This window comes from Bacteroides oleiciplenus YIT 12058 (assembly GCF_000315485.1).
In the GTDB taxonomy this organism is placed as follows: domain Bacteria; phylum Bacteroidota; class Bacteroidia; order Bacteroidales; family Bacteroidaceae; genus Bacteroides; species Bacteroides oleiciplenus.
In genome coordinates this window covers 109,837-127,662 of sequence record NZ_JH992941.1, presented here as the reverse complement: position 1 = coordinate 127,662, position 17,826 = coordinate 109,837, and the positions used below count along the sequence as shown (strand labels likewise).

Sequence of the window (17,826 nt, the reverse complement as noted above, 5' to 3'; positions counted from 1 at the left end):
TTCTGACTCTTTTAATTGGCATAATCCGGATTCTGTGTTAATTTCGGATTAGCGTCCACAGCTCTTTGAGGAATTGGGAATACAATGCGATGGTCTCCTTGCGGTTTATGCGACAACCAGCTTTTCTTACAGAATATGCCAAAGCGTATCATATCCCTTCGGGTATATCCTTCCCATACAAACTCCCAACATCTTTCATCAAATAGTCGTCCGAATTCTATCGGGTCTTGGTTACCGCGATCTGTGATCTGGTAATTTTCAACTACTCCCCATTGGTAACTGGAATTCTCTTTCAATTCATCATCTGTTACGGTTGCCTTGGATGGGTCTGCTTTAAAAGCTCGTTTTCTTACCTCAGTTACTAATTCACCCGCTCCGGACTGGTTGGTTCTTAATAAGCATTCGGCTTTCATTAATAACACTTCCGAATAACGTAAAAGCGGGATATCCGTACTGCAACTCCATTCAGAACCGGCCGGAACTTCTTGTTTATTATACCTGTATCCTTCCATCTCGTTTGTAAAATTCCCGTCGGGAAGTTCTTTGGAGAATATTAATAGTTCTCCTTTCTTGTCATAGGCACCATATAATGGATTTCCTTCTGCATCAAACTGCTGTCCCATTAACCAGGAGTCCTCAAGCCTGGAGTCGCCGTCCTGATAGGTATCAATGAATTGGGTTGTACCTTTCGGCCCACCGGCTGCATTGGGCACTGCATTCAACAGGAATTTCTTTTGTAATTCACTATGCCATGAATTCATGAAAAGGTAGTTTCCTACTATTCCCCGATTGTAGTCGTAAGGGATTGTAAACAACACTTCCTTTGAAGATTCCACCCCTTGAGCCCTGAAGGAGTCTTTAAATTCAGGTGACAGATCGCATTTTCCGCTATTAATGATATCGTTGCATTGTGACAGGCATTCATTCCAGCGGGCGGTACCCGTGTAGACTTCAGCGTTCAGATATACATTGGCTAATATGGCTTTTCCTGCCCATTTGTTGATGCGTCCATACATGCTGCCTCCTTGTTCTTCGTTCAGGGCGGGTATCACTTCATTCAATTCCCTTACAACGAAATCGTAAACATCCGCTCTCGATGTCTTTTCCGGAAGGTCCTGAGACATGGTCGTTACCAATGGTATATCACCAAAATTATCAAAGAGAATCCAATAATAATAAGCTCTCAATGCCCTTAATTCTGCCAGCCCGGACTGCCTTTCTGCATCTGACGGAGCAGGAATCAATCCCCGTTCAATTTTGTCGATAGCACTATTACACAAGATTACACCAGTATAATAGTTGTTCCACAAGTCTAAAATCTGTCCCAGTTCAGAATTCCAGTTATGGAATTGCAGGCGTTTATAGATACCTCCGTCATCCCAACCGCTTGCATTGGCAGGTATTGATATACAACATCCCGTTAATTCCTGAGTTTGCCAATACGTGCCTACATAACCATAATTCAATGCGGCATAAGCTCCTGCAATATTAGGACCGAAATCATTGACAGTATAGTTGTATGTTTCTTCCGTAACAGATGAAAATACTTTTTCGTCCAGATTGGTACAACTTGTAATACCTATTGTCAATAAGAATAAAAATATATATTCAGTGAAAGTTCTTTTTTTCATAATAGCTCATTTTAATAAATTAGAAACTCAGGTTTACTCCTAAAGAGAATGTACGGGCAGAAGGGTATCTGTACCTGTCATCTATACCGGGAGTCTGACCGGTAATGCCGACTTCCGGGTCAATTCCACTGTAACCGGTTATGGTGGCAAGATTTGATATACTACCGTAAATTCTAAAGTTTTTTACCCATTTATTTTTTCCAATCTTTGGCGTATATCCTATTGTGATATTGTCAATTTTCCAATAATCACCATCTTGAACGAAATAGCTTACATATTGTAAGGACTGGTCGTAAGCTAATGGACGCTTACCATACACATTATCAAAGGCTTTTTCCATCACATTATCTCCTCCCAATAATGAAACCGGAGCGGCATAATGCATCTCTGCCATATTTAATATCTGAAAACCAAAGGCTCCCCGCATAGTGACAGACAGGTCAACCTGCTTGTATCTGATTGTATTATTCCAGTTCAGGTAAAACTTAGGAAGACCGTTACCCAAAACTTTCTTGTCGGATTCCTGTTGCTCTGAAATCGGTTTGGGTTTACCATCTGCACCTTCTATGATCCAGTGACCGTCTTCGTCTATATCAATACTTTTGTAGCCGTAGAAATTACCAATCGGTTCTCCTTCCTCTATTCTATGGGTTGGTTGCTGAATAGGGGCAAGCGTGTTTCCTACATTCTGGTAAGAGTCAGAGAAATACTTGTCACTGGACAAGGATAGGAGCTTATTCTTATTCGTTGAGAAGTTGATACCTGAATCCCAGGTGAAATTCTTATTCTGGACGGGAACCACATTCAATGATACTTCAAGACCGGTATTTCGTATCGAACCGGCATTTGCTGTAATCCATGCACTATAATAAGGCGGTACAGGAACCTGATAGCTTCCTATAAGGTCTTTCGTCTCCCGATTATAGAAATCAATGCTTCCGGATATTCTGTCATTAAGGAAGCCGAAGTCAAGACCGATATTCAATTCTTCTTTTTTCTCCCATCGTAAATCGGGGTTGGGGTTTCCGCCTGGCCGTAGAAGATTAGTCCATTGTCCGTTGTAGTAACCATAACCTCCCAAATTTAGTGAATTTAAAGAGATATAGGCTGAACCTGGTTCTGTTCCTGTTATACCAAAACCGGCTCTTAGCTTGAGTGTACTAATTGCTTGAATATTATTAAGGAATTGTTCTCCCTTTATGTTCCATGCTAAAGACATTGCCGGGAAATTACCCCATTTGTGGTCTTTACCGAATTTAGAAGAGCCTTCGTGCCTCATGCTGGCAGAAATGAAATATTTGCCTTTATAGTTGTAGTTTACCCTTGCGAAGAATCCTATGAGCTTATTCTCACCTTGATAGGACGATTGGTTGGCTTTTCCTTCTTTCAGCGCATTGCCTAAACCTATATTGTTATACGAATAGTCGTCGGACGGAAAGTCATAGTTATCCATAGAAGCGGATTGATAATTCCATTTGTTCCAGCTATATCCAGCTAATGCATTCAGGTTGTGTGAATTGTTGAATTGCTTGTTATATTGAGCAGTCAACTCCATCATGGTATTTTCATTGCGGGCTGTTGAACGTGAAGCATACCCGTTCTTTTTACTGATTGTGGTTGATTTATGCTTTTTAGTCTCATAATACCCAGAAAAGTTGTTGTATGTCTCATTCGAGATGAGGAATTTAATATCCAGACCTTCAACAGGAATAAGAGTTATAGCCGAATAGGCTCTTAAGTTCGTTGATTTATTTTCTCCTTTTGTTTCGTTCAGAAGGGCAACCGGATTAAAAATCATATCACGTGCAATCTCGGTCCAATTACCATTTTCATCTTTCACAGGACTTGTTGGGTTGAAAATCAATGCACTCTGATATACATCATTACTGTATCCGATGTCGTACTTCCTTTGATAGCCATTCAGATTTGCCTCAATTTTAAGTTTGTTGTCGAACATACGGTGGACAACGTTGATGCGAGGATAAATCATATCTACTTTTGAGCGTTTTACAATTCCCTCATTTGAGGTATAATCGAAACTGGCTATGTAGCTGGTATTTGCTGATCCACCCTTAAGGTTAATACTGTATGTTTGATTGAATGGAGTTTGTAGTATTTCGTCCATCCAATCTACTCTGGCTCCGTTATCCATTGCTCCGGGGATTCCTTGCTGGACTTTATCCAGATATTGAGCAGCATTCATCATAGGGAGCTTCTTATTTATCTTCTGAAACGAAATATAGCTGTTAACTTCGATTGATGGCTTCATTTCCGTTTTTCCACTTTTGGTGGTTATCAGTATTACACCGTTGGTGCCTCTGGTTCCATAGATAGCGGCGGCCGAACCATCCTTCAGTACATCAATTTGTGCAATATCATTCGGAGAGACACTGTTGAGATCTCCTTGCACGCCATCGATAATTACCAAGGGGAAAGTCCCCAGATTAAGCGTAGCAACCCCACGTAACGAAACTTGTGAAGTGGACAATGGATTGGCGTCAGGCGAAATGACGGCCAGACCTGCAACCTTACCTCTGATCAACCCTGCTACATCCGGTTTGGTTGCTTGTACGAATTCGCTGGATTTCACGCTCATCACGGAACTACTCAGTTCCTCTTTGCGCTGTGTTCCATAACCGACAACTACCACTTCATCCAGTCGCTTGGTATCTTCTTTTAATACTACGTTGACAGAACCTTGACCATTAGTTTGTACTTCCTCTGTGATGTAACCTATATAAGAGATTACCAATATGCCTTTTGAAGCGTTTTCCAGAGTGAAGTTACCGTTGAGGTCTGTGATTGCTCCTTTCGATGTGCCTTTTAGCATGACGGTTGCCCCGATAATGGGCTCTCCGTTTTCATCCACTATCTGGCCTTTTACAGTGCTGGATTGCAGGATTACTTGTACTTCATTCACTGTTGCAAAAACAGCTTGCGGGCAACCTGCGTAAAGTGCGGAAGCCATCATCACGGAGAGAAAAGTTTTCTTTGATGATTTTCTTAAATGATAGTTCTTCATGAAATTGAATTTAAAATTAACGGTTTCTTTTTCTTTTGATAGAGATGAGCTCATCCATCTTTCTGTGGCAAAGGAAAACAAATAAGGATAAAACTGTTAATGCTTATAAATCAAACCATAGGGGATAATTAATCAAGGTAAAATTGACTAATTATCCCCTATGGTTTGAGCAAAATCACCCAAAAGGAGAGGTGCTTTTTGTTGTTCAGCGAGATGAATCGGCAGACTCTTCTGCTTTTTCTTTTATCTGTTTCTGGTATTCACTGGGAGTCATACCAAATGCTTCTTTAAAAGATTGCGTAAAATTCTTATAGTCACTGTAGCCCAATGCTGTGATAACATCCGCTATAGTAGCGGTTTTATTTTCCAGCATCCGGCAGGCATGTTGCATCTTTATATCTTTTATGAAGTCTAATGGGGTTTTCCCGGTAATCACCTTTATTTTCCGTGAAAGGGTAGAGCGGGACATGTTCATGGCCTCTGCCAGAGACACCACATTGAATTCTGCTTCACCCAGATGTTCTTCCACTGCCTTTGTGGCTCTGTTCAGCAATAATTTGTCTATTTCGGCAAATTCAGGAACGGACAGGCTCTCTTTTGTATCCAGATACTGGTGCATTTTTACCAGTTCGGCGCTATCCGCCCACTTTTCATCGTTTTTACGTTTCATGCGCTTCAGGTAGATATAGATACAATATGACAAAAAGCCTGCACAAAGAAGGACGTAAATGAGATATGCCCACCAGGTTTCATACCATGCAGGCAGGCGGTGAATAACCACTTCGGTGATTTCATTGCTCCATAATCCGTTCTTATCCGTAGCTTTCACCTGGAATATGTATTTTCCTTTATCCAGCCTGTTGTAGAATGCGGAGTTTTTTCTGTCGTCCAGATAAATCCAGTCAAGATCTACGCCTACCATCCGATAGGCATAACGTATCTGGTCTAGATTGTGGAAGTCTAAGGAAGAGAATTCTATTTCCAGATTCTGGTCGTTGGGCGATACGCATACAGAAGTAGTGATGGGATTCTGTTTGAGCTTATTCTCCCAGATACTTTTCCCCATGATTTTGATGTCGGTGATATGCGTTTTAACTTGTTCGGGAATACTTTCCAGTTGCTGGGTTGGCGAAATGGATACTATGCCTGAAATTCCTCCGAAATATATTTCTCCTTTCTTATCATAGTAAACGGCATGGGATAATAGGCGGGTAAGTAAAAAGTTCTTGTCTTTGGTACTATAACTGCGATAGGCACCATTGCGTGGATTAAACTCTTTAATCATTTGATTGGTGGTAATCCATACATGGTTGTAGATGTCTACTGTGATATTATTGATGATATCTCCTTTCATTCCGCAATTGAAACTGTAATCCGTCAGTTTCTCCTTGAACCGGTGGTCGAACATCAACACTTCTCCTTCGGCAGTTCCTATCCAGAGATTTCCGTCACTGGTAGCATCCACACAAATAAAATCTTTGTTGAATGAGTAATGTTCTATGTGTTTGTTTTGCCCGACTTGATAAATCCCTTTATTCTTGACTACTGCCCATATCCGGCCATCGGCTGTTTGCGTGATACCGGCGACATGTCCCGATACCTCCGGAATGCTTTCAAGAGTTGAGGCTTTTATTCTGTATACGAATAGGCCTGTCGTGGTGCCTATCCATAAATTATCATTGGAGTCTTCAAACAAAGATGTATTAGTTCCCGGATTCTTTGTGATCTGGCTGATGTCAACCCGGAGTTCCTCTTTCATCTCCAGGTTTTGTTGGCTTAATCCAAAGACTGTGGAACCATAAGGCATCGCCCATATCCTGTTGTGACTATGAGAACGGACTAAATCGTATACATCTCCGAAGGGTAGATGCCTGGTTCCCGGACATTCTGAATAGTGTTTAAGCTTATCTTTTTGGCTATCATAAATACATAGCCCATACCGGTCTTGCGAAAACCAGAAGATATCCTCCTCCTCTTTACATAATGAATTGATAGCCGGATTAGCCTTTAAGCGGTTTCTTAAGTCCGGTAAGGGATACTTTTTGACGATGTAATCGCGGATATCAATAATGAAACTTTCTACATCAAAAGAAGATACCCATAATTTACCCTCTTTATCTTTGTATATCTCATAAAGTATTTTGTTGCCGGGAGTAAGGAAGGAAGAAGTGTCTACTTGTTTCAGCATTCCTTTTTCTGTAATGCGAAAAGCGAATAAGTCCTTCCAGGAAGTGACCCATATATAATGGAATATATCATCCTGCACCATGTGGTAAATAGCTCCTGTGGGATTTCCTGTGATGTCGACGGGAAGTGGCTGTGGAATATACTGCTCTTCCTTAGTTTTGCCGTCCGGATTGAAACGTACAATTCCTTTTCCCCAAGTTCCTAGCCAATAATATCCGTTTGTTTCATCCCAGATGATCCGTTCGATATCCATATAATCCTCATTATGGAAATAAGCTTCAAAATCGTCCGTTTCCTTATTGAGCTTATACATGCCGCCTCTGGTGATGGATATCAGTAAATCACCTGCTTTATCTTCATAGACTATGTACACAAATTCGGGAGAATGATTATACTCTGTCTTATACCGTTTCACCAGAGTCCCGTCTGCTCTGAACCGGAATAGCACTCCCCGCATGCTCACCCATATATTTCCGTCTTTGGTCACATTTATGGTAAATACATTCTGATCAGAGAACTCTTGTAAATCCATCGGAGTAATTTGGGAGGTGGCCTTATCCAGTATATATCCCCCTTTCATTGTTCCGAACCAGATTTTCTTTTCATAATCTTCGGAAATGTAGGTTATATAATTGTCGGATAAGAGTCCCGGATGATATAAGTCAGAGCGGAACACACGAATATTATACCCGTCATTCCGGCACAGACCATTGAAGGTACCATACCATATATATCCGTCGCTGTCCTGAAAGATGCGGTGGATGGCGTTGACCGGAAGTTTATCCAATGATGGAATTTCCCTTACCACTATGTCCTGGGCATGGACTAAGGGACTGAACATAAGTAAGAAAAAGAGGATTACTACGTAAACTCTCCGTCTATAGATAATATGTTTCTGTATGTTTATCATTGTATCTTTGAGTAACTCATTACATGTGTTTTCTCACGTATTGATACACAAAGGTAGAAATAAAACTCATAATCATATAAAAAAAGTAGAGTTCAATTGAAATTTGAACTCTACTTTTGAAGGTGAATACTTTATTGTTTTTTTATCTCATCCCACTTTGGCGGGTTTCCCCCCATCAGATGTCTTACAAAGAAATCATATCGCTTATGCTCTCCGAAATCTTCGCCCATCGTGTGGTGTGCGCCAGGGATGACTACCAGTTCAAAATCCTTGTTCGCCTTAATCAAAGCATTTACTACCTGCATGGTTGAGGCAGGGTCTACATTGTCGTCCAGTTCACCGACTACCAGCATCAGGGGACGACTCAACAAATGGGCATTCTCCACGTTCGAACCTTCTTTGTATTGATCTCCTACAGGATATCCCAGCCAAAGTTCATTCCACCAAATCTTATCCATGCGGTTGTCATGGCAGCCACAAGCGGAGTAGGCCGCTTTGTAAAAGTCAGGATGCAGCAATACGGCATTCGTTGACTCCTGTCCGCCAGCGGAACAGCCGTAGATGCCAACGCGTTCGATATCCATATAGGAATACTTTTGCGCTGCTGCCTTTATCCAGGCTATATGGTCAGGCAGTCCGGCATCTTTCAGATTCTTATAACATACATTTTCAAATTCGCGTGAACGGAAAGAAGTTCCCATTCCATCCACCATGACAACGATGAAACCAAGTTCTGCCAGTGAAGTCATATACCAGTTGTACGGAATGAAATTTTTGGGTACATACTGGTCGCCGGGACCTTGGTAAATGTATTCGATAACCGGATACTTCTTGTTCGGGTCGAAGTTAGTGGGACGGACAATCAGTCCCCACATATCCGTTTTGCCGTCACGTCCTTTGGCGGTAAATACTTCCGGTGCTTTCCAGCCTTCGGCTATCAGGCGGCTGATGTCGGCAGTTTCTAATGGCATTACTACTTGGCCATCCTTGGCGCTGCGCAGCACGGCTACAGGAGCTTTGTCTACCATAGAGTAAACGTCTACCAGATAATTCATATCTCCCGAGAACTAGGCACGGTGCATTCCTTCTTCCGGAGTAAGGCAAACCAAGTCTTTTCCGTCGAAGCCGATGCGGTAATAGCGGATGAGATAAGGGTCTTCACCGGGTTGTACACCATTTGCGGAGAAGTAAATCTGCTGGTTGTCTTCATCTACACGAAGCACTTCGCGCACATACCATTCGCCTTTGGTGATTTGGTGGACGGGCTGCGCAGTGGTGCGGTCGTACATATACAGATGGTTCCAGTTGTCGCGTTCGCTCATCCAGATGATATGCTTGTTGTCCCTCAGGTCATGGCGGAAATGGCGGGTGTAATTTACGTATTTATCACTGCCTTCCTCTATCAGTGGACGTACCTTGCCGGTTTCTGCCGAAAGTTCCAATACCCTGTACACCTGATGCCCGCGCTGATTGTATTCGAAGGTTACGGCACGGCTGTCGTTGTTCCATTCGGGGCCGTATATCTCATACTGTTGGGCAAACAAATCAGTGGAAGGAATAATACTTTTTCCTGTCTCCACTTCGTAGATGCAAGGCACCTTAAATGGGAGTTCATCTCCCGGTTTGGCATACTCCTGTTTGTGGAGCTTAGGTTGCAGTTGATCCGTTGGAGAAGACTCCACGTAATATACATAACGCTTCTCAACCGGACGTATTTTGCAGGAAGCCACCTTCTTACTGTCCGGTGACCAACGGATATAGGCTGAATAATAATTGCTCAGTGTGCCGTCTATACTCAACTGTTTTTCTTTTCCTGTGGCAACTTCTTTCACATATATATTATGATTCTTGATGAATGCCGTGTACTTGCCATCAGGCGAGGGAATAGGATTGGCAGTCTTTTCATCATCCCGTTCCATCCAGTGTTTCTGCTTTTGGGGAGTGGGGAGGCTGCCTTCGTTTGCCAACTGGTTTTTCCGGGTGGCATACATCCATCGCTGGTTATTGAAAACAAAGCGGAGTGTATCCAGACTCTTGTTAACATGCAATCGCTCCAGATTGATGGCGGAAGATTTCACTTCTTTGCCGGATGCTTTGGTAAGTGCGTCAGCTAGGCGGCTATGGTCGAACAACTCTTTTCTCCCTTTCTTGTCTGCGTTCACCGATACATACATACGTCCTTCCGGTGTATTGCGCACATACCAGAACTGATGTGTACCCTCTATCCACGTCGGCGTGACATTGGAGTAGAATACCTTGTTTGCACTGAACTTTTCTCTCAATGAATAGGCACGGTTGTAATCCTCTACCGTACCTTGGGCAATAGCCATGCCCCCGCAAAGGAGCATGGCTACTGACAAACCTAATCTAACCATTTTCATATACCTAACCTTTACTTAACTTCCCATTCAAATAAGCCTGATGAATATTTATCCGGCTGTCTGATTTCCAGTTTAACAGTTTTTGTTTTTACCGGGTCAAAGTTAACTACATTTCCTGTACCTTTTTCAACTCCGTATTTGTCGGCACCGGTAACGGATTGCCATTCGCCTTGTGCATCTTTATAATAAATCTTCCAGCTCTTCGGTACGCGGCAACCACCCCAGGGAGCATCGTCAAACCAATATACGGTAGCACTGCTGACGGTTGCTTCTACCGGGAATTCATAAGAAATCCATTCGGTGCTTCCTTGTTTCGGCCACCAGTGATAGTAAGGCATGGAGCGGTCGTTCTCATCTTTCGGCACCAGGCGGTCGTTGATGGCTGAGATAGATTTTACTTTGTGTGAAGCATCAATCTTGCTTTCCGAAGCCAGTGTTGCAGGCATGGTGGGGCGGGATGCGCTTAATTCCTGCGGCAACCATACTCCCATGGCTCCCGAACCACGGTGTGCCCATGCATAATAAGGAATCATGGTCAAATCCACGTCAGTGGTAGTCAAGCGCCCCTGGTCATCGTATCCAAGAATCTGCGCCCCTGTCTTCAGTTGGTTGATGCCATACAGTAAATAGGGCTTTTCCACTACTTCAAACTTCGGGTTGCGGTTCATGAATACACTGAAAATATCGAAGTTATTATCCGGCCATTCAGCACAATATACAATCGGGCCGCGTTCCACGGCAATGCGTCCACGGTCGGCTTCCACTTTATTGTTTGCTTTGACAGTCCGTGGTTCCATGTCGAAGTGTATTTCTATTTTGTCGCCCTTCTTCCAACGGCGGTCGATGCAGAAGTAGCCGTCTTTCAGTTCGCTTTGTGCGGGTTCTCCGTTCACGGCTACCGTATATTTCAGACGCTTGCCGTCGCTGTAGGTGTAAAGGTCACTCGGAACTACCTGCCCCCGTACCCATCCCGGGATACGTACTTTCATAGTGAACTGCCCGGCATTGTTCTTCTTAATGCCGATGGCGATGTCTCCGTTCCAGGGATACTTTGTTGTTTGTTCGATAGAAACAGCCTTACCGCCTACTTTTAGGTCTGAAGTATTGGACATAAAGAGGTTAACATAGACGTCTTTGTCTTTTACCGCATAGATATATCCCGGCAATGACGGAATGAAACGGCAGATATTAGAGGGGCAGCAAGCGCAGCCGAACCAAGGCTGGCGTTGATGTTGTCCCATACTTTCCAGCGGATTCGGGTAGAAGAAACCGCCGCCGTCCAGTGATACGCCCGAAATCAAACCGTTATATAAAGTGCGTTCCAGTACATCATAATACTTTGATTCGCCGTGTAACAGGAAAAGACGGTAGTTGACATATACATTACCGATAGCTGCACAAGTCTCGCAATAAGCTGACATATTGGGCAACTCGTAGTTTTTACCGAAAGCCTCTCCGGCAGCCGTGGCTCCGATACCTCCGGTGATGTAATACTTCTTACCGACGATATTGTTCCAGATACGGTCGATGGCATGAATGTAGGCGGTGTCTCCGGTGAGAGCTGCCACGTCGGCCATCCCTGCGTACATATAAGCGGCGCGAACGGCATGTCCCACTGCTTCATCCTGCTGGACAACGGGCTTGTGTGCCTGGCTGTATTCGTCCGTGCGGCTGGTGTATCCGCGCTGGTCGAGGAAGAATTTAGCCTGGTCGAGGTACTTTTGCTGACCGGTGACCAGATATAGTTTAGCCAGTGCCATTTCTGCAATCTGATGTCCGGGAACACGGATTTGCTGTCCTTCGCCTGTGCCTATCTCACGGCATACGCAATCGGCATATTTAATGGCGATATCAAGGAAATTCTTTTTCCCGGTTGCCTGATAGTGTGCTATTGCACCTTCCACCATGTGTCCCAGATTATAGAACTCGTGGCTCAAGTCTTCTACTTTTTCCCAGCGTTTGCTTCCCGCCCATTCGTGCGGATGCTTCGGATTCATGGTGCGACTGGTGTAAAGGTATCCGTCCGGTTCCTGTGCGGCGGCTACAATCACCAGTACGCTGTCGATGTACTTAGCCAGTTTCTTGTCCGGATAAGTTTGCAACAGGTAACTGGCACCCTCAATGGTTTTATAGACATCCGTATCGTCAAAGGCCAGTCCGCCGACTTTTATCGTATCGTTGGGATGCGCTGCGTTGACGAAGTTCTGATACCTTCCTGTTTCCTCGCATTTGCTGAAAGCAAGAGGAATGGTTACTTCACGGCTTGCGTTGAGGCGCTGCCCCCAAAAGGAGTCGGTTACTTTCACCGAAGTGAAGGGCACAGGGTCAATGGGGTATCCGTGCGACTGATTTTTCACTTGTGCCTGACCGCCTATTGCAGTGGCAAGCATCAGAGTGCTTACTAAAAGTTTCTTCATGGTTATCATTCTATTTATGGTGTTATTTTTTCATCGGAATATATTCGTCCCAGAGTTTCAGCGAATGCAGATTACCAGTGAACGGCCAGTTGCGTTCTGCATTCTGCCCCAAAGTTACGTATTGTGACGGTTTTATCAGTAATTGGATATCTTTTTCGCTGATTAGTTGTCCATTTATATATACCTGCTCCATCCGACCGTCAAAGCAGATATAGACGTGTTGCCATTTGCCTTCCAGCGTTTTCATATCCTTATAACTGGCATCCTCATACCAACCGTAGTGGTTGATAACTCCACAGCGCGGTTCTATTCCGTTTACCAGCATAATCTTTTCCAGTTCGTCATGCGATGTCGTGAAATCGGCCACACATTCGTTTTCTGCGATGGAATCGTTCAATATCCAGGCTTCCAATGTATAGGGAGCATTGTCCAGCAAAGTCGCAGGGAGGGAGAAACTGGAACGGAATACCTGATGTCCTTCAAAGTGGAAGCTTTTCTTTCCTTGCACTTCCCGGATGACAGAAGGCGCTTTCTGAGCTTCGAAGTATCCGTCTACTCCATGATTGGAGAAGTAGTGCACAGTGTCTCCGGCTTCAAAGTCATCGGCGGTAATGCTCACTACCAGGCCGCGCTTTTGCTGGTTGGCTGCCGGCAGACGAACAATGTCCGTGGTGGCATCGTAGGCTTGTTCGGCAGGTTCCTGTTTCCAGTTATAATAACGGATATTAGTGATTATCAAAGGTTCGGTTCCGCTTTGAAGCGAAATCACACCCGATGAAAGGGCGGACTCCGCTTCGTAGCTTTGCCACCTACCTAATCTATAAACTAACCCACTAATTGTATGTTCTTTGGAAGGAGAAATCAGCGGATGACGGAATTCCAACGTAGTGCCCGGTTCAAGTATCAAAGCATCACGTCCGTCCATACGGCCGGTGCGGGCTGCGCCTTCTTTGAGGGTGAAAGCTCCTCCCAACATCCCTTCGTTGTTTTGCCATTCGCGACCATTCCAGTCGGCGGCAGTCAGTCCGAGCCATTGCTGCGGGGCGGAGGCTTCGATGCCGGAGAATACTTTGATGTTCCAGATGGCACCACCGAAACCATTCTTTTGCCCACCGGTACAGGTGAGGCGGACGTAGCGGGCTTTGGTCTTTCCGAAGTCCACCATCGGGCTGCCTGCCAGGTGGTTGTTCCGTTTATCGGCAAAGATATTCCAGCGTTTTCCATCGGTGGAAGTCTCTATCAGATATTGATAGAACTGCGTGCCGTATTCAAATTGTGTCCAGATGGTTTGTATCGGTTGGGTACGTCCCAGGTCTATTTCAATCCATTCCTGTCCCATGCCGCGTGGACGCCACAAGGTTCCGTTGTTATCATCTACGGCATATTCGGGACGGAAATTATCGTCATAAAAAGAAGAGGCGAGGACGCTCTTGCCAAAGGCCAGATTAGTTGACTTGACTACAGCGGGAGCCAGTGCGCCTACACCGTCGTGGGTGGGAGTAATCTTTCGGATGCTTCCGTCTTCGGCAAACTCCATGCGGTCGATGCAAAGCTGGCGGTGGAAGCCACGGTTGGAGTGCGGATTATCGTGACGGTGGTAGACGATATAGTAGTTGTCACCCTCCTGTAAGATGCTGTGGTGTCCGGGACCGTGAATGGTTCCGTCAGTATTGGTTTCGAGGATGCAGCCGCCATATTTATAAGGGCCTAGAGGTTGGTCCGAAGTGGCATATTGCACACGGTAGGTATGGTCGTGGCAGGAACCGGAAGAATACATGAAGTAGTAAGTTCCATTCCGTTTGATGACGAAGGGAGCTTCGAAGAAATCCGTAGCTTCGGTATTGGGGATGAGGCGGGTTTCGGTGAAACTTTTCAAGTCAGAGGCCAGCTTTCCGGCACCGCAGCCGAAGCCTTTGTATATTCCCCAAGTGCCCCAGTACATATATACCGAGCCGTCGTCATCTACAAAAGTCTGCCCGTCCAGTGTGATGGCATTTGTTACAAAACGATCTGGAATGAGGACTGCTTCGCTTTCTCCCAGAATGTTCTTCCACGGGCCGCGCGGGGTTTCTCCTACACCGCAATGGATGATGCAGGGTTGGCAATAGAAATAGTAATACTTGCCATCGGTGTGCTGCATCACGTCGGGAGCCCATATCCAGTGGCTGTCGGGCCAGTTCATGGGCATCAAGGTCCAGTTTACGAAGTCTTTGCTCGTCCACACTTGGGCAGGACCGAAGCCGGCACCGCTACCATCAGTTGTGGCATACATATAATAAGTGTTACCGAACTTTTTTATAGTAGGGTCTGCAAAATATCCGGGGATGATGGGATTACCTGCGCCCGGGGTATTGAAATCGGTCTGCGCAAAGGCAGAGGCAACTCCTATTAAAAGGGAAGTGATTAAAAGGATGATTCTATTCATATTGTTACTTTATTGTCTGAAAGAATTGTTATTAATTGGTATCTCTATTTCATAAAAGTATTCTTTCAACAACTTATACATATCCGGATCATATGCTTTCAGTTTCACACGTCGGTTCATGGAATTATGTACTCCATCGGCAGGCTCGGCATGGCGATTACAGTTAAAGAAAGACTGTACACATTCGGCAAAATATTCCTCTTTATTGCTTAAGGCATAAGTATTTGCCCATAATCCTTTTTCGCCTGCGTTTTTCCATAAAGTCTCCAGTCGGTCATTGAAATCAGGTTCTATACCAACTATCCCTACCAGATGTATCAAGTGCGCAAATTCATGAATCAGGATATTCTCACCCGTATACTTATCCTGAGGCAAACCCAACAGGTTCTCCTCTCCGCAACTGGCGGAGAATTCATCTTCCGGTGCACCTCCGAAACCGCGGGCGCGCCAGTTCCAGTAAGCAATGCTATCGGGGGAATTACAGATATGGGCAAACTCCGGCAAGTCGCAAGTTGCTTCATCTTTCCCTATTACCATTACGTGGCAACCCTTCTTCACCATGTGTGCTTTCACGTCAGGCCGTTTGGCCAGCATCAGACTGATAATATCACAGGCTTTTAGCAATGCCTCGTCGCTCACCCGCTCGGATGAAGTGACATATAAACCTTCCGTTTCAATGTATTTCTTATAGAAAGAAGGAATATCCTTGCCTTCGGGTATTGTTGTCACCGTTCCGCGTACCGGACAGGCTTCGAGCTTCATTGCAAATCCTCCACCTGAAGCTAAATGTAATTTCATCCGCTTGTTTTTATCTATTGTGAGCGTTTCTGTACGGTAATCTTCCGCCTGTTTGTTGGCGTTGATGCCGTCAGTGAATAACGTGGTGGTGTAACAGGCACCTGTTGGCAGGAAAGAGAAGTCTATTTCCACATCCCGTTCGTCCCAGTTCGTCATTCCACCGATGTACCAGTTGATGTCTTTCTTACGGACGGTCACAATGTATTCTCCTAATTTGCCTGCGGCGATAAAAGTAGAATCAGTTTCTACAGGAATGGAGGTGATGAAATCCACACATTCCTGTTCATTCAGATAATTTGTCGGTGCATCACATAGCATGGTGAGGGGGGAATCATGCACGATATAGGCAGCCAGTTGATGGCAACGGGTTCCCATACTTATTGGCGTATAGTAAACGGCACGCCAGTCAGCTTTTGTGGCATTACGCATAGCTCCCGGTGTGTAGTCTACCGGACCTGCCATCATACGGATGTAGGGGAAAGTGACATCATAAAGCGGCATATTATTTTTTATATCCGTCCATTTCACTTCTTCCATGCTAAACAGACTTTCGAAGTTGATGATGTTCGGATAAGTACGGTTGATGTCTGTCGGTTTATAGATGCCGTGCAGGTCGAGCGTCAGTTTATGCTTGGCAGTGGCTTCGGCAATACGGTATACCATTTCAACGGCTGTCTGGTCGTCGCGGTCAAGGAAGTCGACTTTAAAACCTTTGATGCCCATGTCGGAGTACTTCTTGCAAGCAGTTTCCAGTTGGTTGTCGAGTACGTTGAATACTGTCCAGAGTATGAGTTCCACTCCCTTCTCCTTTCCGTAAGCAACCAGCTCCGGGAGGTTCAGTTCGGGAATGACGGTCAGCATATCACCGCTTTTGGGGTCGTACCAGCCTTCGTCGAGCACAATAAACTCGATGCCGTTGCGGCTGGCGAAATCTATATAATATTTGTAGGTATCCATATTGATGCCTGCCTTGAAGGGAACGCCTTTCAGGTTCCAGTCATTCCACCAGTCCCAGGCCACTTTCCCGGTTTTTATCCAGGAAGTGTCACCTATGCGGTTGGGGGACGCCAGCGCATAAACCAGATTGTTAACGGGCATATCCGTATCTTTTTCCGTCACAGCCAGCACACGCCAGGGATAAGGACGGGCACCTTTACTGCGGGCTATGAAATCGGTTGTCTCTGTCACATATTCCTGTCTGCGCCAGGGATAGAAATCTGTCTTGGTGGGGTAGGGAGCAAATGCTCCTTTTAAACTATATTTTTCGCCTTGTGATTGTACAAACATACCTGGATAAGCTTCGAGGTCAGACTCCAATATCGTCAGCTTGGCTTTACCACAGTCTACGGTTACGGGCAGGAAAGCCAGCTTCGGCTGTGCTTTCGATAGTGGAGTAACGTCGTAGACATTCTGGAAAGCCATTGCCATTGGCTTCTTATCGTTGGTTGTATAAGGAAGATAGGCTGTGTAATCCTGGTTGAAGTTAAATTCTGCCACTTCTTCTTTGATGGTTACTTCTGTCTTTTGTGTTGTGTAAAAACGATAAGCCACTCCTTCATTATAGGCGCGGAAGGTAACGCCGAAATCACCTTTCAGCTTCAAGTTGAGTTCATTGCATGTGGCTATGAACTCCTTGAAGCGATAGAAAGGAGACTCTACATTATCCCTGACCTTTTTCCTTTTAATACCTGTCACCTGAGAATTGTTTCCTATTGTAGTTCCGTCTGCCAGAACTAATCCTATGTTAGAATGAGAGAGAATTGTATCGTTTTCGTGCATCACCTGATAAGACAGTTCATTTCCGGCAGTCACCTCCACTTTCAACTTTCCATCGGGAGAGGAGAGTGCATATTTCTTTCCGGGGGATGCTCCGAGTGAATTATTTCCGAAGTATAAAAATAAGGAAATAACGACTAATTTGAGAGATGTGCAGTTTTTCATAATCGATTAGCTCTTTATTTGGTTCGTGTGCAAAGTAAGTGAAAAAGGAGTGAGTGGAAGGACTGAATAATATAATGTAATAAAAGAATAGTCCAAGAATCGCCCGTTTGTGGT

At 44.8% G+C, this 17,826-nt stretch carries 6 protein-coding genes and 1 pseudogene; all 7 read right to left on the bottom strand.

Annotated features, from left to right (window positions below):
• Positions 1-11: 11 nt before the first annotated feature.
• Entirely contained in the window at positions 12-1,631 is a 1,620-nt protein-coding gene (locus tag HMPREF9447_RS08765; RefSeq protein WP_009129355.1) for a RagB/SusD family nutrient uptake outer membrane protein, read from the bottom strand.
• A gap of 19 nt (positions 1,632-1,650) precedes the next feature.
• A complete protein-coding gene (locus HMPREF9447_RS08760) occupies positions 1,651-4,653 on the bottom strand; it encodes a SusC/RagA family TonB-linked outer membrane protein (protein WP_009129354.1) in 3,003 nt (1,000 codons plus the stop codon).
• A gap of 205 nt (positions 4,654-4,858) precedes the next feature.
• On the bottom strand, positions 4,859-7,681 hold the full coding sequence (locus HMPREF9447_RS08755; protein ID WP_244267596.1) for a two-component regulator propeller domain-containing protein: 2,823 nt from the start codon (positions 7,679-7,681) through the stop codon (positions 4,859-4,861).
• Positions 7,682-7,881: 200 nt separating this feature from the next.
• Positions 7,882-10,131: pseudogene (locus HMPREF9447_RS08750) on the bottom strand (DPP IV N-terminal domain-containing protein).
• Positions 10,132-10,142: 11 nt separating this feature from the next.
• The gene (locus HMPREF9447_RS08745) at positions 10,143-12,548 is read right to left on the bottom strand and encodes a glycoside hydrolase family 127 protein (protein ID WP_009129350.1); all 2,406 of its coding nucleotides are present in this window, start codon (positions 12,546-12,548) and stop codon (positions 10,143-10,145) included.
• A 22-nt stretch (positions 12,549-12,570) separates the two neighbouring features.
• Positions 12,571-14,973 carry a family 43 glycosylhydrolase gene (locus HMPREF9447_RS08740; protein WP_009129349.1) on the bottom strand — a complete coding sequence of 801 codons (2,403 nt, stop codon included), beginning with the start codon at positions 14,971-14,973 and terminating at the stop codon, positions 12,571-12,573.
• A gap of 9 nt (positions 14,974-14,982) precedes the next feature.
• Entirely contained in the window at positions 14,983-17,712 is a 2,730-nt protein-coding gene (locus HMPREF9447_RS08735) for a glycoside hydrolase family 97 catalytic domain-containing protein (protein ID WP_009129348.1), read from the bottom strand.
• Positions 17,713-17,826 lie beyond the last annotated feature (114 nt).

What these genes read in the sequence shown, in the direction of transcription:
- HMPREF9447_RS08765 (WP_009129355.1), bottom strand. Translation starts at nt 1,631, where the DNA reads ATGAAAAAAAGAACTTTCACTGAATATATATTTTTATTCTTATTGACA.
- HMPREF9447_RS08760 (WP_009129354.1), bottom strand. Translation starts at nt 4,653, where the DNA reads ATGAAGAACTATCATTTAAGAAAATCATCAAAGAAAACTTTTCTCTCC.
- HMPREF9447_RS08755 (WP_244267596.1), bottom strand. Translation starts at nt 7,681, where the DNA reads ATGTTCAGTCCCTTAGTCCATGCCCAGGACATAGTGGTAAGGGAAATT.
- HMPREF9447_RS08745 (WP_009129350.1), bottom strand. Translation starts at nt 12,548, where the DNA reads ATGAAGAAACTTTTAGTAAGCACTCTGATGCTTGCCACTGCAATAGGC.
- HMPREF9447_RS08740 (WP_009129349.1), bottom strand. Translation starts at nt 14,973, where the DNA reads ATGAATAGAATCATCCTTTTAATCACTTCCCTTTTAATAGGAGTTGCC.
- HMPREF9447_RS08735 (WP_009129348.1), bottom strand. Translation starts at nt 17,712, where the DNA reads ATGAAAAACTGCACATCTCTCAAATTAGTCGTTATTTCCTTATTTTTA.